Source organism: Roseibium aggregatum, assembly GCF_017309185.1.
In the GTDB taxonomy this organism is placed as follows: Bacteria; Pseudomonadota; Alphaproteobacteria; order Rhizobiales; family Stappiaceae; genus Roseibium; species Roseibium aggregatum_B.
The window spans coordinates 831,938-845,957 of the sequence record NZ_JAEKJZ010000001.1 but is presented as its reverse complement, the minus strand read 5'-3'; the positions used below and the strand labels follow the sequence as shown (position 1 = coordinate 845,957).

The following is a 14,020-nucleotide window of genomic DNA, read 5'->3' as shown; positions in this document are numbered from 1 at the left end:
ACGCCGTTAAAAAGTGCCAAATTGCCAATTCGCTACATTTTTTTGTTGAATCAGGCTCCAGAACCAATGAAAAGCGCATTGAATGTGCGGCGCAAGTCGCAGGTGATCGATCGGAGGCTGGTATCTTGCCAACTAACATTAGTTTCTCCCGGCGGAGTTTCATCCTGATGTCGCTCTCTCTGGCTGCCTGTAAAGGTGGCGCGGAGGTTATCGAGCTTTCAGGTTCGACGATGGGAACGCGTTATTCCGTCACGGCTCTAGACCATGATGGGTCCGTCGACAAGGCCGCGCTGCGCCAAGCGATCGAAAATAGCCTCGCGAAAGTCAATGCCCAGATGTCCAACTGGGACCCTTCCTCGGAAGTGTCGCGTTTCAATGCCCTTGCCTCGACCGAGGCGATGACCGTCTCCGAGGACCTCGCCAAGGTGATCAGCGCCGCCAAGGACATCCACCAGGCGAGCGAAGGCCAATTCGACATCACGCTCGGCCCTGTCATCGAAGCCTGGGGCTTTGGCGCGAAAGACACGCATGGACATGCACAGCCGGCAGCCGACAAGCTGGCAGCCGCCGTCAATGCCGCCGGCCAGACGGATGGCCTGCGCGTCACCGGCAATCGAATCAGCAAGAGCCGTCCCGATACGCAGATCTATCTGCCGTCCATCGGCAAGGGATATGGCATCGACCAGATGGCCCAGGCGGTCAGGGGATTCGGCCTGAAGGATTTCATGGTCGAAATCGGCGGCGACCTTTATGCCTCCGGCCGCAACGCCGACGGGCTCGACTGGCAGATCGGCATCGAATCGCCGGATGCCCACACCCGCCAGGCCTACCGGATCGCCAGCCTTTCCAATCTCGGCATGGCCACATCGGGCGACTATCGCAACTATTTCGAAAAAGACGGCCAGCGCTATTCGCACATTCTCGACGCGCGCACCGGACGCCCGATCACCCACCGCACGGCTTCCGTGACGGTGCTGGCGGAAAGCGCCATGCTCGCAGACGCCTGGGCGACTGCGCTTCTGGTGCATGGCACCGAGCGCGGACTGGAGATCGCAAATCGCCGTGATCTCGCTGTTCTGTTCATTGATCGGTCAGCCGATGCAGGCGATAAGGGTTTCGTGACGGCGGCCAGCAACCGCTTCTCCGCTCTGCAGGCCTAACCCAGGACCGGATACGACCCGTGCTGACATTTGTTCTTGCCTTCGCGCTCCTCCTGACCGTCATTGTCGGCATGGCGATCGGCGTGATTTTCTCCGGCAAGACAATCAAGGGAAGCTGCGGCGGGCTGAACGCCCTTTCCGGCGCGGATCACTGCCTGGTCTGCAACAAGGAAATCGATCCCGACAGCCCGTTGCGCGAGCGCCTCGCCTGCCCGCGCGCGCGCAAGATGCTCGCGGAAATGGAAGCCCAGGAGAGCCGCGCAAGCTGAAGCGGCTTTCGCGTCAGTTGATCGTCGAGACCGGAATAAAGGCGACAAGGGCAAGGCACGCGCCTGCGACAAGTCCGAACAGCCACAGTTTCCAACGCGGCCCCTCCTTCACCCAGACACGGCGGTACTGATAGCCTGCAAGGCAGGCCAGTACGAACAACACCGTCGCGGTCAATGGCGTGAGAATAAAATCTGCCAACTTAGAGAGTTCCTTTGGCCGGCGTGTTTCGGTTAAGCTGCTCCTTACGTTGGAGCACCTTGCCCTGGACAAAATGCAAGCCGCTTCAACGCCAGAGAATCGATCAACTTGAGGACGGTCACTCGGTCCCTTTTGACCGTCCGTTGATCTTGGGATGGAGATTCAAAGGAGCCACGTTCATGCCAAGCTCTTATCAGGCGCCAAGCCAGAAAGACAAGAAGCAGGTTAGCACGCACAGCCAGACGCCTGAAACGAACATCAAGAAAGAGGCCGCAACGGTCCGCAAGGTGCTCGATCAGAAGGGATCGGACGTGTTCGCCCTTCGACCGCAAAACACCCTGCACGAAGCGGTCGAATTGCTGCGGGACAAGAGAATCGGAGCCCTGATCGTCAAGGATGCCGAAGGAAACCTTCAGGGGATTCTTTCGGAGCGCGACATCGTGCGCAAATTGGCGGATACGCCCGGCCAGACGCTCGCGCAACGCGTGGAGGACGTGATGACCGTGAATGTGGAGGTCTGCGCCCCTGACGACCCGCTGATCTCGGTTCTTCGCAGGATGACCGAAGGCCGCTTCCGCCACATGCCCGTGGTCGAGGACGGCAGCCTTGCGGGGATGGTGACCATCGGCGATGTCGTGAACTACCGACTGACCGAGCTCGAATACGAAGCGCTGCAGCTCAAGCAATTGATTGTCGGCTAGGGAACGGATCCTGGCCTGCCCTTAAAACTGGAGCCGTCTCTTCGTCGCGCTGGAAACGGCGCGATGGTTCCTGCGCTCGAACCCTGGTTCATAGGCCTTGCGGTCGCAGTTTACTCAGTAGACCTGCCCCGGGTCCGTCGGAGCGCCGCAGAACCGGAAGTCGGGGGGATTGCGGGTCGCCAATCGGCCACCGGCATGTGCGGGCGTCAAGTTCCGGCAAGATGAGAAAACGAGCCATGGGTATGACCTCGGTGCTGCCGCTTTTTCCCGACGAGGCGCTCGATCCCGGCGCCGTCGAGCGGTTTGCCAACGAGCCCAGCCAGAGAGCCCAGCCAGAGAGCCCAGCCAGAGAGCCCAGCCAGACCGCCTCCAGCTGCCGGCCTTCATCGGCGGGGAGCGCTTTCCTTCGTAAAAGAGCGGCAGGGCGAACAGCGTAGCCGCATCCTCGTTTCCGCGGACCTTTATGTCCGCACCCTAAAGCCTTAAAGCTGAACTCTATGCGCTATAGCGGTTTTACCAACCTGATCGCCCGCTGCGTCTTCGGACCGAACTTGCCGTCGATGGGGCCGCTGTAGGTACCTTTGACCTTTAACAACCGTTGCAACGACCGGCGGAATTCGCTGCTCCAGACATCAGCCTCGGTCGTCATCTGTCGTTCAGCGGTGGTGTTGCCATCCTTCAATGCCAATAACATCATCTTGGCGGCGGCATCAGGATCGCGGCCAACGCCGTGGCCGCTGTCGTAGGCAGCGGCGAGATCGTAATAGGCCGCGGTGAAATCCGCTTCCGCAGCCCGCCCGAACCATTCATAAGCCTGAACCGGGTCCTTCTCTGTTCCGACGCCATCCCGATAGCGGCCGGCCAGTGTGTACATCACCTCACCGTTCCCGCTCTCCGCCACCTTTTTGAACCAGTCTGTCGCCGCTTCCCTGTCCACGGGAACACCCCGGCCCTCATCGAGCGCCTGCGCGGCGATAAACATGCCCTGGATATTTCCTGCTTTGGCGGCAGCAATCGTGGCGTCGATATTTTCGGCTTCGGCGGCGGCTTCGTGCCATTTGGCGGCCGTTTCTTCGTTCTGCACCACGCCAAACCCGTTGTCGTAGAATGAGCCGAGCACCTCCATAGCCTTGGCGTCGCCCGCCAGGGCAGCCCGGCGGACCCAGTTCGCCGCTTCCCAGGCGTTCAGCGGTTTACCGTAGCCATAGCGCGCCATACGTCCAAGCAGCATCATGGCCTGGGTGTTTCTCCTCTCCGCAGCCCTTCTGTACCATGTCCTGGCTAATCGCAAACCCCGTGCCGCGTAAATACCCCTCCAATGTGCGTTGCCCAGATTGATCATTGCTATTGTGAAATCTTTCTCCGCCGCACGACGAAACAATTCCACGGCTTTCCAGGGATCGCGCGGCACGCCGAGGCCATTCATCTTGAGACAGCCAAGGTTGTTCATCGCACCGAGCGAGCCGAGGTCGACTGCCTTCTTGTACCAAGTTGCGGCAGCGTCGAAGTCGCCAGCGACATGGAGAGAACGCCCAAGCTGAGCAAGCAGACGGCTGCTTTCGGGAAATTTCCGCACAGCCTCCCGACAGGCCTTAATCGCCTCTTGCGCCCGAATCTGTTCTGGCCGCACCCCGACCGTCACAGCCTGCGGATCCAAGGGAGCGGCCGCCAGCCGGTCGCAGTCCTGAACCGGCACATCGTCGCCTGCTCCGGCACTCGGCTTTTCGGCTTCCGACGCAATGGTCACGGCCTGCTCCACAGAGGTCTCAACCCTGCCCTGAGGTTCCTCTGCTGCGGCGGGTAGATGCGGCGACACAGACAGGACCGCACCGACCAGCACCGCCATGTAAACCCTGGCAAAATGAATTTTCGTCACGGCCCCTGCTCCCCTGCCCGTCATGTCCTGGTCGTGCCCCGGCCGTTTGACCGGCGCGTCCGCATTTCTCGCTAATAGCGTGTATAACACACCATCGCCTACCTCCAGCCACCCAGCGGCAGGACGAAATCTCAAAGATTGGCCGCCAGCAGGATCTCGATGCGGATCTTTTCCTGGGAGAGGAGCGTGCTGCGCCGGTCGGTCATGGCTTTCAGCTTGCGGATGGCGCTGCGGGCGAGGTGGCCGGCGTCCTGGGAGATGACCGCGTCGAGGTCGCCCGAGCGGAGCGCCTCTTCCGTGTAGGGGGTGCGCTCGTGGGCGACGGTGACGATGTCTCCCGGCAGACCGAGCTCGCGCAGGACGGTCAAGGGCCCGCGCGCCTCGGAGGCAAGGATATAGGCCGCCGCGATCTTCTGCCGGCTCGCCGTCGCGCGGATGACCGCCTCCGCCCGGTCCATCGAGCCATAGGTTTCGAGCGACGGTAGAGCACGTAGCCTTGGAAACTGGCTGTTGATGACCTGATCGAAGCCGAAGCGCCGCTCCAGACTGTCGCGGGATTTCATGGTCTCGGAGACGATCAGCACGTTGCCCTCGACGCCGCCCAGAAAGCGTCCGAGCAGGGTCCCCGCCGTGGCGCCCGCGGCCCGGTTGTCGATGCCGACCCAGTCGTTGTCGGTGAGCGTCTGGTTGGAGACGAAGGGCAGCGCCCGCACGCCCCTCTCGTTCAGGCGGACAATGGCGTCGCGCACCTGCGGGCTTTCCGGCGCCATGATCGCCACCCCGTCGACCGTCTCGGTCGTGAGCGTGCCGAGATAGGCGGCGATGCCGTGCGGATCGTTCTCGTCGAGCTGCACGATATCCGCCGACATCATGTCGTCGACCAGGATGGTTTCAGCCTCGCGCACGTGGCGCATGATTTCCTGCAGGAACAGATCGCCGGAGCGCGGCAGGACGAAGACGTAACGGTAGCTCTTCTTCTTGGCGAGATTGGCCGCCGACAGATTGCGGACGAAGCCCAGTTCCCGGATCGCCTCGTTGACCCTGTCGATGGTTTTCTGCTTGACCCCCTCCCGGCCGTTCAGCACCCGGTCGACCGTCGCCCGGCTGACGCCGGCGACTTTCGCCAGGTCTTTCGTGGTCGGCCGCATCAAGGGCGCCTCGGATGGAGATGGGTCTGATTTTGTCATTAATTCAGTATGTTATGCTTTTTCCGGCCGCGCCTGACTTTGCCCGGCGCCACCGCTCCCTTCCTAGTCCATAGCACAAAATGAGACACGTGCGTCATTTTTTACTTGTTTTGAGACACGTGTCTCAATTAGTCTAACCCCAACGGAGACGCCGTGCCTGGAGGGGTTTGGCCGATCTGTTCTAGGGAGGATTGACCAAATGCATTCAAGACACCTTTTGACGGCGGGCGCCTGCGCCCTGCTGATGTCCGGCCTTGCATCGCAGGCCAAGGCGGAAGACCTGACGCTCTGCTGGGCGTCCTGGGATCCGGCCAACGCTCTTGTGGAGCTGAGCAAGGATTTCGAGGCCCAGTCCGGCCACAACATGAGCTTCGAATTCGTGCCCTGGCCGAATTTCGCCGACCGCATGCTCAACGAGCTCAATTCCGGCGGCAAGCTGTGCGACCTGATGATCGGCGACAGCCAGTGGATCGGCGGCTCGGCCGAAAACGGTCACTACGTCAAGCTGAACGACTTCTTCGACGCCGAAGGCATCAAGATGGACGATTTCATCGACGCCACCGTGACCGGTTACTCCGAATGGCCGAAGAATTCGCCCAATTACTGGGCCCTGCCCGCCTTCGGCGACGTGGTCGGCTGGACCTACCGCAAGGACTGGTTCGAGCGTCCGGAACTGCGGGCCGAGTTCAAGGAAAAATACGGCCGCGACCTCGGCGTTCCGGAGACCTTCGCGGAGCTGAAGGACATCGCCGAGTTCTTCCAGGAACGCGAGATCGACGGCAAGACCGTCTACGGCGCCTCCATCTACACCGAGCGCGGCTCGGAAGGCATCACCATGGGCGCGATGGACGTGCTCTACAGCTTCGGTTTCCTCTATGAGAACCCGGACCAGCCCTACGACATGGAAGGTTTCGTCAATTCCGAAGGCGCCGTCGCCGGCCTGGAGTACTACAAGGAACTCTACGACTGCTGCACGCCCCCGGGCTCGTCCAACGGCTATATGAGCGAGGGCATCGACGCCTTCAAATCCGGCCAGGTCGCGTTGCAGATGAACTTCGCCTTCACCTGGCCGGGCTTCGAGAGCGACGCCAATGTCGGTCACGGCAAGACCGGCTACTTCGTCAACCCGAAAGGCCCGAACGGCGACCAGTTCGCCCAGCTCGGTGGCCAGGGCATTTCCGTGGTCTCCTACTCCGACAAGAAGGACGCGGCCCTTGAGTACATCAAGTGGTTCGCCCAGCCGGAGGTCCAGGCCAAGTGGTGGGAAATGGGCGGTTTCTCCTGCCTGAAGGCGGTTACGCTGTCGCCCGAGTTCCCGGAAAGCCAGCCCTATGCCCAGACCTTCCTGGACTCCATGGCCGTGGTGAAGGACTTCTGGGCCGAGCCGAGCTACGCAACCCTGCTTCAGGACACCCAGCGCCGCTTCCATGACTATGTGGTCGCCGGCAACGGCACCGCGCAGGAAGCGCTCGACGGCCTGGTCCGCGACTGGACCGAGACCTTCGAAGACGACGGCAAACTCTAAGAACCGCCGCCCTCCTCCGGGCATGGCCGTCCACTGGCGGCTGTGTCCGGAGCCCAAGACAGACACCCTCCTTTCGGACCGATTACGATGACGGATGAAACGACTGTCCGGGATTCCGCGACCGCGCGGGCTCCGCATGCCCGCGGCTTCAGGGGCCTCAGCGACCGCATGGTGGGCTGGACCTTCATCGCCCCGAGCATCATTCTGCTTCTGGCGATCAACATCTTTCCGCTGATCTGGACCATCCGCCTCAGCCTGACCAACTACCGCGCCAACCGCACGGCGGCGGAAGTGAAAAGCGTGGGCCTGCGCAATTACGAGCGCATCCTGACCGATCCGGACATCTGGAACGCCATGCAGGCGACCGCGCATTTCGTCTTCTGGACGCTGTTCCTTCAAGTGCTGATCGGTTTCACGCTCGCCTATCTGATCAACAAGAAATTCAGGGGCAACGACCTCTGGACCACAATCATCGTGCTGCCGATGATGCTGAGCCCGGCCGTGGTCGGCAATTTCTGGACCTTCCTCTACCAGCCTCAGATCGGCCTGTTCAATTATTTCGTCGGCTTTCTCACCGGCGCCGATCCGTCATCCTTTTCCATGATCGGCGACACCGCGCTGGCGCCCTGGGCGATCGTCATCGTCGACACCTGGATGTGGACGCCCTTCGTCATGCTGATCTGCCTCGCCGGCCTTCGCTCGATTCCGGAGAGCATCTACGAGGCGGCCGAATGCGACCGCGCCAGCAAGTGGCGCCAGTTCTGGACCATCACCATTCCGATGGCCCTGCCCTTCCTGATGCTCGCCGTGCTCTTCCGCGGCATCGAGAACTTCAAGATGTTCGATCTGGTGGTCCAGCTCACCGGCGGCGGCCCTGGCAGCATCACCGAACTGACCTCCATCAACCTGAAGCGCGAGGCCTTCGAGAAGTGGCGCACAGGCTATGCCAGCGCCTATGCGGTCATTCTCTTCGTCACGGTCTTCGGTCTCGCCTCGATCTACGTCAAGGCGCTCAACAAGGTGAAGGAACGATGAGCTTTTCTGTCACCCACCCCTCGCTGCGGCAGAAATGGATCGCCGGAACGCTCGTGATCCTCTACGCCCTGCTGACGATCCTGCCGCTTCTGTGGATCATCGCGACCGGGTTCAAGTCGCCGTCCGACGCCATCGCCTATCCGCCCAAGGTGGTTTTCGATCCGACCCTGGAAGGCTATGTGAATCTCTTCACCACACGGACCCGGATGACGCCGGAGGCCCTGGAAGAAGCCGGACCGCCACAGACCTGGTACGACCAGATCGTCCGCCAGTACGACATGGTCATTTCCGGTCCGAGCCGCTATGGCGAGCGCTTCCTGAACTCGGTGATCATCGGCTTCGGCTCGACCTTTCTCTCGGTCTTTCTTGGCACGCTCGCGGCCTATGGCTTCTCGCGCTTCAAGGTTCCGCTCAAGGACGACCTGATGTTCTTCATCCTGTCGACCCGGATGATGCCGCCGATCGCCGTCGCCATTCCGATCTTCCTGATGTTCCGCCAACTCGGCCTCTCCGACACCCACCTCGGCATGATCCTGCTCTATACGGCGGTCAACCTGTCGCTGTCGGTCTGGCTGCTGAAGGGCTTCATCGACGAGATCCCGGTCGAATACGAGGAAGCGGCGCTGATCGACGGCTATACGCGGTTCCAGGCCTTCTACAAGGTGGTGCTGCCGCAAGCCGCCACCGGCATCGCCTCCACGGCGATCTTCTGCCTGATCTTTTCCTGGAACGAATACGCCTTCGCCGTGCTCCTGACCTCCGGCACGGCGCAGACGGCGCCCCCCTTCATTCCGACCATCATCGGCGTCGGCAAGGACTGGCCGGCGGTCGCCGCCGGAACGACCCTGTTCCTGGTGCCGGTCATGGTCTTCACCATTCTCCTGCGCAAGCATCTCTTGCGCGGCATCACCTTCGGAGCGGTCCGAAAATGAAAACGATCCTTTACGATCTGTCGCGGCTGCGCCGCGGTCCCTGGGAGATGGTCGCCACGATCCTCATCGCGCTTGGTGTCTTCATGCTCATGCAGCCCTTCGCGCTCTGGCTCTACACCTATTCCTTCATTGTCACGCTCGTGGGCACGGTGATGTTCATCGTCGTCAGCCATTTTCCGGAGTAACGGATGGCCCAGATCAGAATTGAACATCTCAGGAAGGACTTCGGCAGTTTCACCGCGGTCAAGTCCTCGAGTTTCACCATCGAGGACGGCGAGTTCTTCATGCTGCTCGGACCGTCTGGCTGCGGCAAGACGACGACCTTGCGGATGATGGCCGGGCTGGAACTGCCGACCAGCGGCCACATCTTCATCGATGACGAGGAGGTCAGCCAGAAGCCGGCCAGCCAGCGCGACATCGCCTTCGTCTTCCAGATGTTCGCTCTCTATCCGCATATGAACGTGCGCAAGAACATCAGCTATCCGCTCTACAACCAGGGCATGCCGCGCGCCCAGATCAAGGAGAAAATCGCGGAAGTGGCGAAAATCCTGCGCATCGAGGACATCCTCGACCGGCCGGTCGGCGGGCTGTCCGGCGGCGACCGCCAGCGCGTCGCGCTCGGCCGCGCCATCGTTCGCGACCCGAAGGCCTTCTTCATGGACGAGCCGCTCGGCGCGCTCGACGCGGAGTTTCGCGAACACATGGCCGAAGAGTTGCGGGCGCTCCATGACCGGATGGAGGCAACCACCGTCTATGTCACCCACGACCAGCTCGAGGCCATGCAGATGGGCGACAAGATCGTGGTCATGAACCATGGCGTGGTGGAGCAGTTCGGTGTGCCCCAGGACATCTACGACTGGCCCGCGACCAAATTCGTCGCCGATTTCATCGGGTCCCCGCCGATGAATTTTCTTGATTTCGAGGGCACCGTGGCCAACGGCGCCACCAGCGTGCAATTGAGCGGCGTCGACTTCCAGATCCCGGAAATGCTGACTGGTCTGCAAGGCGATCTCAGTCTGGGTGTGCGGCCCGAGCATGTGAAGCTGACCGACACGTCCGCCTACCGGGGCGAGGTTCTGGCCGCCGAATATCTCGGCACCACCCAGATCGTCACCCTCCGCACAGATCACGGGATCATCAAGGCACGCCTGTCATCTTCGACAAATGTCCGCGAAGGCGAAACGGTCGGGGTCGATCTCGACGCCCGCAAGCTGACCGTCTTCGACGCCCAGACGGGCCATGCCCTGATGTCGAGCGCCAACAAGGAGGTCCTCACTCATGGCTGAAGTCAGACTGACCGGCCTGTCGAAAAGCTTCGGCGAGACCACGGCGCTCGACGATGTCTCCATGACCGTTCCCGACGGCGCCTTCGTGGTGTTGCTCGGGCCAACCGGCGCGGGCAAGACGACGACGCTCCGGATGGTGTCCGGCCTCGATACGCCCGACAGCGGCACGGTCCATATCGGCGGCAAGCCCATGACAGGTCTGACGCCGGCCCAGCGCAACGTGGCCATGGTCTTCCAGCAATATTCGCTCTATCCGCATATGAATGTGCGCGAAAACCTGGAGTTCCCGCTGAAATCGCCGCTCCTGCGTACACCGCAAGCGGAGATCGACCGGAAGGTGAAACAGGTCGCGGAGATCCTGCAGATCTCCCACAAGCTGGACAACAAGGCGACGGCGCTCTCCGGCGGCGAGATGCAGCGCGTGTCCATCGGCCGCGCGCTGGTGCGCGATCCGGCCGTCTATCTCATGGACGAACCGCTTTCGTCCCTCGACGCCAAGCTGAGAGCGGATCTCCGGGTGGAGCTCAAGAACATCCAGGCCCATTCCGGCGCGACCCTGCTTTACGTCACCCACGACCAGATCGAGGCGATGACCATGGCGACCCATGTGGGCGTTCTCGACCAGGGACGCCTCGTCCAGTTCGGCACGCCTCGCCAGATTTACGAGGATCCGGTCAGCATCTATGCCGCCAGCCGTCTCGGCCAGCCGCGCATCAACGTGCTGCCCGCCGACCTCTTCGGCCCAGCCCCAGAAGGTGCCGTTTCCATCGGTCTCCGGCCGGAGAACATCGCCCAGGGCGAAGGCCAGGAAAGCTTCGTCAACCGGGTCGAACATCTGGGCGACCAGACCCGTCTGCACCTCGTTTTCAAGCACCACGATCTGGTGACCGTGACGGACGCACACACGGACCTGCAGCGTGGCGATCTCGTGAAGATCCAGCCGCACAAACCGCTTTATTTCGACGCCTCCGGCGCAAGACTGAGTTGAGGGAGGATGACATGTCACATTTCATGAACCGCAAGGAAGACCTCGTCACCGAAGCGATCGACGGGGCCATCATCGCCGCCGGCGGCACGCTTGCCCGTCTCGACGGTTATCCTCATATCCGCGTCGTCACGCGCGCCGACTGGACCAAGTCGAAGGTGGCGCTGATCTCCGGCGGCGGCTCGGGCCACGAACCGGCCCATGCGGGGTTTGTCGGCGAAGGCATGCTGACGGCGGCTGTTTGCGGCGATGTCTTCGCCTCGCCTTCCGTGGACGCGGTTCTCGCCGCCATTCTCGCCGTCACCGGCCCCGCGGGCTGCCTTTTGATCGTCAAGAACTACACCGGCGACCGGCTCAATTTCGGCCTGGCGGCGGAACGCGCCCGGGCGTTTGGCCACAAGGTCAAGATGGTCGTGGTCGACGACGACGTCGCCCTGCCCGATGTACCCCAGGCGCGCGGTGTGGCCGGCACCCTGTTCGTCCACAAGATCGCAGGCGCGCTCGCCGAAAGCGGCGCGGATCTGGACACCATCGCGGATGCGGCGGAGGGCGTGATTTCAAGAAGCTACAGCATCGGCATGTCGCTCGACACCTGCACCGTCCCCGGTTCGCCGAAGGAACACAGGATTCCGGCCGGAAAGGCGGAGCTGGGTCTCGGTATTCACGGCGAGGCCGGTTTCGAGCAGGTTCCCTTCGTCGATGCCGCCCAGGCCATGGACCTTGTGGTGGACAAGCTGAGGGCCTCGATCTCCGACAAGCCCCACGTGGCGCTGCTCAACAATCTCGGGGCCGCCTCGGTGCTTGAAATGAGCCTTCTCTCCTACGAACTCACAAGGTCGAAAATCGGCGGCAACATCAAGTGGCTGATCGGTCCGGCCTCCATGATGACGTCCCTCGACATGCACGGTTTCTCCGTCTCGCTCCTGGAAGTGGAGGGCAACGAGGCGGAGCTTCTGGCCGCCGAAACGCCCGTTGCCGGCTGGCCCGGCTGTTTTGCCCTGACCGAGACGAAGATCCTCCCCCTGCCGGACGGGCTGGCGCCGATCAAGGCGATGCCGTCGCCGCATCAGCCGACGCGGGATTTCCTGACGTCCTGTTGCGAGGTGCTGATCGCGGCGGAAGCCGACCTCAACGCGCTTGACGCCAAATCCGGCGACGGCGACACCGGCTCGACGCTCGCCAATGCGTCACGCGCCCTGATCCAGGCCATGGACAAGCTGCCGCTGGCCGACACGACCCAGCTTTACCGGGCCATCGGCCAGGAACTCAGCCAGACCATGGGCGGCTCTTCCGGCGTGCTTCTGGCGATCTTCTTCGCCGCTGCGGGCGACGCGTCCTCCTCCGGCCTGCCGATGCGCGACAGCCTGGTCGCCGGCCTTGAGCGCATGCAGCAGATCGGCGGCGCGAAGCTCGGCGACCGGACCATGGTAGACGCGCTATTGCCTGCCCTGAATTCGCTTGAAGACGGGATCGCCTCAGCCGCCGAAGCCGCCCGCAGGGGCGCGGACCACACGGCGACGCTCTCCAAGGCCCATGCCGGCCGCGCCTCCTATCTCAACGCGGAGCAGCTTATCGGCCACAACGACCCGGGCGCGGAGGCCGTGGCAAGGCTGTTTGAGCACCTGGCGACGCTGTGACCGAAGCAGCTTATCGATCCGGTTTCCGGAACAGGGTTCGCTTCCGGTTACCCTTTGGCGGATGAACCTGCCGGGGGCGTTGGGAGCGCCCCCGCATCGCATAGGGGAGATGTGTGCCGCGCATCACAGCGATGTCCCCCGACCTGCCCCATGGTGCCTCCAAAGCGAGGTGAGGCACATGCTCAATTCAAGGCTCTTCTCCCAATCCCTGCAGTTGCGGCAGGCATCCGTCAACAAGTCCGTCCTCAAGAACGGCGACAAGGGCAACGGGGTTTCCCTGTATCAGGCGGCCCTCATCCGCTGCGGCCATCCCATGCCGCTGACGACCCGCAACCAGAGCACCTATCCCGACGGAATCTTCGGCAAGGAAACCGAGGACAGAACAAGGCAGTTCCAGCGGGAAAACGGGCTCTACGCGGACGGTGTCGTCGGCAAGAACACACTGGGGGTTTTGGACACGATCGTTGCCAAGGCAGAGTCCGGACTGCATGACGACAATCCGTTTCAGCGACATCCGAGAACCTATCAGTCGAAAGAGTCGGGAGGTGTCAAGTGAAGCTCCTGAAGGACCATCACAGAGCCGAGTTCATCCGTGAGATCGGGAACGTCGACTTTGACAAAAGAGTGAGGCCTCTCAACGCCCGCGAACTGGAAGATGCAAGGAAGGTTTTCGGCAAAAGCATCGACTATGCCCGTGTGCTTGTGTCGGACCAGTTGGGCGTCGGCGACCGGGCGTGGTGCGAGCTTGCCTACTATGAGCCTGAGGTGCAGACCTTCGGCGACCGGGTGAAGGTTCCCTTCAACATTCTCAACGCCGGCAAACGCAACAAGAAAACCGGGGAGCTCTGGGATCAGTATCCCCGCCAGTTGCTGCATGAGTTGACCCATGTCTGGCAGTCCCAGCACGCGTTCGATCCCCATGCCTATTTCAAGAACAGCATGAAAAACCAATCGTTTGCCGTGATACTTGGCTTCCAGGAAGGCAATGTCGACCTGTTTTCCGCATATGAGTTCGTCCCCGGCAAGAAGCTTAGCGAATACAACGCGGAGCAAGTCGCGCGCGGCGTCGGAACCCACCGGGACACAACGCTGATCAATCACATCAGGAGTGTTCAGCGAAACTTCAGCGATGCTCAGAACGAGAAAAGCCTTACCGTGATCAGCGTTGTGAAGGATGCGAGCAAGGCGGTCGAGCACGGCTTCATCGACAACGGCCGATAGACGTCCG

Annotated in this window: 15 protein-coding genes; 12 read left to right on the top strand and 3 right to left on the bottom strand. The window is 61.9% G+C overall.

From position 1 onward, the window contains the following. Positions 1–125: 125 nt before the first annotated feature. Both JF539_RS03810 and nqrM read left to right on the top strand, forming a co-directional pair. The gene (locus JF539_RS03810) at positions 126–1,160 is read left to right on the top strand and encodes an FAD:protein FMN transferase (protein WP_236042336.1); all 1,035 of its coding nucleotides are present in this window, start codon (positions 126–128) and stop codon (positions 1,158–1,160) included. 20 nt (positions 1,161–1,180) lie between these two features. After that, the gene (nqrM, locus tag JF539_RS03805) at positions 1,181–1,429 is read left to right on the top strand and encodes a (Na+)-NQR maturation NqrM (RefSeq protein WP_207139016.1); all 249 of its coding nucleotides are present in this window, start codon (positions 1,181–1,183) and stop codon (positions 1,427–1,429) included. Between the two features lie 13 nt (positions 1,430–1,442). Here the strand turns inward: nqrM and JF539_RS03800 are convergent, their stop codons facing one another. Next, a complete protein-coding gene (locus JF539_RS03800; RefSeq protein WP_207139015.1) occupies positions 1,443–1,628 on the bottom strand; it encodes a hypothetical protein in 186 nt (61 codons plus the stop codon). Between the two features lie 179 nt (positions 1,629–1,807). On the opposite strand from JF539_RS03800, the gene JF539_RS03795 reads away from it, so the two are divergent. Beyond that, on the top strand, positions 1,808–2,329 hold the full coding sequence (locus tag JF539_RS03795) for a CBS domain-containing protein (protein ID WP_207139014.1): 522 nt from the start codon (positions 1,808–1,810) through the stop codon (positions 2,327–2,329). 502 nt (positions 2,330–2,831) lie between these two features. Here the strand turns inward: JF539_RS03795 and JF539_RS03790 are convergent. Together JF539_RS03790 and JF539_RS03785 are read right to left on the bottom strand one after the other, a co-directional pair. Then, a complete protein-coding gene (locus JF539_RS03790; RefSeq protein ID WP_207139013.1) occupies positions 2,832–4,205 on the bottom strand; it encodes a peptidoglycan-binding protein in 1,374 nt (457 codons plus the stop codon). Positions 4,206–4,336: 131 nt separating this feature from the next. Next, positions 4,337–5,353, bottom strand: coding sequence for a LacI family DNA-binding transcriptional regulator (locus JF539_RS03785; protein ID WP_207139012.1), 1,017 nt, complete (start codon positions 5,351–5,353; stop codon positions 4,337–4,339). A 238-nt stretch (positions 5,354–5,591) separates the two neighbouring features. On the opposite strand from JF539_RS03785, the gene JF539_RS03780 reads away from it, so the two are divergent. The 9 genes from JF539_RS03780 to JF539_RS03740 all read left to right on the top strand — a co-directional run bounded on the left by JF539_RS03780 (position 5,592) and on the right by JF539_RS03740 (position 14,013). Beyond that, positions 5,592–6,917 carry an ABC transporter substrate-binding protein gene (locus tag JF539_RS03780; RefSeq protein WP_207139011.1) on the top strand — a complete coding sequence of 442 codons (1,326 nt, stop codon included), beginning with the start codon at positions 5,592–5,594 and terminating at the stop codon, positions 6,915–6,917. Positions 6,918–7,004: 87 nt separating this feature from the next. After that, a complete protein-coding gene (locus tag JF539_RS03775; RefSeq protein WP_207139010.1) occupies positions 7,005–7,952 on the top strand; it encodes a carbohydrate ABC transporter permease in 948 nt (315 codons plus the stop codon). Further along, a complete protein-coding gene (locus JF539_RS03770; RefSeq protein WP_207139009.1) occupies positions 7,949–8,884 on the top strand; it encodes a carbohydrate ABC transporter permease in 936 nt (311 codons plus the stop codon). The genes JF539_RS03775 and JF539_RS03770 overlap by 4 nt, the downstream gene beginning before the upstream one ends. After that, positions 8,881–9,069: a hypothetical protein gene (locus tag JF539_RS03765; RefSeq protein WP_207139008.1), complete on the top strand. Its 189-nt coding sequence runs from the start codon at positions 8,881–8,883 to the stop codon at positions 9,067–9,069. The genes JF539_RS03770 and JF539_RS03765 overlap by 4 nt, the downstream gene beginning before the upstream one ends. 3 nt (positions 9,070–9,072) lie before the next feature. Continuing rightward, positions 9,073–10,170 carry an ABC transporter ATP-binding protein gene (locus JF539_RS03760; protein WP_207139007.1) on the top strand — a complete coding sequence of 366 codons (1,098 nt, stop codon included), beginning with the start codon at positions 9,073–9,075 and terminating at the stop codon, positions 10,168–10,170. After that, entirely contained in the window at positions 10,163–11,158 is a 996-nt protein-coding gene (locus tag JF539_RS03755; RefSeq protein WP_207139006.1) for an ABC transporter ATP-binding protein, read from the top strand. The genes JF539_RS03760 and JF539_RS03755 overlap by 8 nt, the downstream gene beginning before the upstream one ends. Before the next feature lie 11 nt (positions 11,159–11,169). Further along, the gene (locus JF539_RS03750) at positions 11,170–12,792 is read left to right on the top strand and encodes a dihydroxyacetone kinase subunit DhaK (protein ID WP_207139005.1); all 1,623 of its coding nucleotides are present in this window, start codon (positions 11,170–11,172) and stop codon (positions 12,790–12,792) included. A gap of 178 nt (positions 12,793–12,970) precedes the next feature. Continuing rightward, a complete protein-coding gene (locus JF539_RS03745) occupies positions 12,971–13,348 on the top strand; it encodes a peptidoglycan-binding domain-containing protein (RefSeq protein ID WP_207139004.1) in 378 nt (125 codons plus the stop codon). Continuing rightward, positions 13,345–14,013, top strand: a complete 669-nt coding sequence (locus tag JF539_RS03740; RefSeq protein WP_207139003.1) for a hypothetical protein — start codon at positions 13,345–13,347, stop codon at positions 14,011–14,013. Before JF539_RS03745 ends, JF539_RS03740 begins: the two co-directional genes overlap by 4 nt. The last annotated feature ends 7 nt before the right edge of the window (positions 14,014–14,020 follow it).

Bases quoted from the DNA above. Each gene is read 5' to 3' on its own strand.
- JF539_RS03750 (WP_207139005.1), top strand. From the start codon at position 11,170: ATGTCACATTTCATGAACCGCAAGGAAGACCTCGTCACCGAAGCGATC.
- JF539_RS03755 (WP_207139006.1), top strand. From the start codon at position 10,163: ATGGCTGAAGTCAGACTGACCGGCCTGTCGAAAAGCTTCGGCGAGACC.
- JF539_RS03765 (WP_207139008.1), top strand. From the start codon at position 8,881: ATGAAAACGATCCTTTACGATCTGTCGCGGCTGCGCCGCGGTCCCTGG.
- JF539_RS03745 (WP_207139004.1), top strand. From the start codon at position 12,971: ATGCTCAATTCAAGGCTCTTCTCCCAATCCCTGCAGTTGCGGCAGGCA.
- JF539_RS03795 (WP_207139014.1), top strand. From the start codon at position 1,808: ATGCCAAGCTCTTATCAGGCGCCAAGCCAGAAAGACAAGAAGCAGGTT.
- JF539_RS03760 (WP_207139007.1), top strand. From the start codon at position 9,073: ATGGCCCAGATCAGAATTGAACATCTCAGGAAGGACTTCGGCAGTTTC.
- JF539_RS03780 (WP_207139011.1), top strand. From the start codon at position 5,592: ATGCATTCAAGACACCTTTTGACGGCGGGCGCCTGCGCCCTGCTGATG.
- JF539_RS03775 (WP_207139010.1), top strand. From the start codon at position 7,005: ATGACGGATGAAACGACTGTCCGGGATTCCGCGACCGCGCGGGCTCCG.
- JF539_RS03770 (WP_207139009.1), top strand. From the start codon at position 7,949: ATGAGCTTTTCTGTCACCCACCCCTCGCTGCGGCAGAAATGGATCGCC.
- JF539_RS03785 (WP_207139012.1), bottom strand. From the start codon at position 5,353: ATGCGGCCGACCACGAAAGACCTGGCGAAAGTCGCCGGCGTCAGCCGG.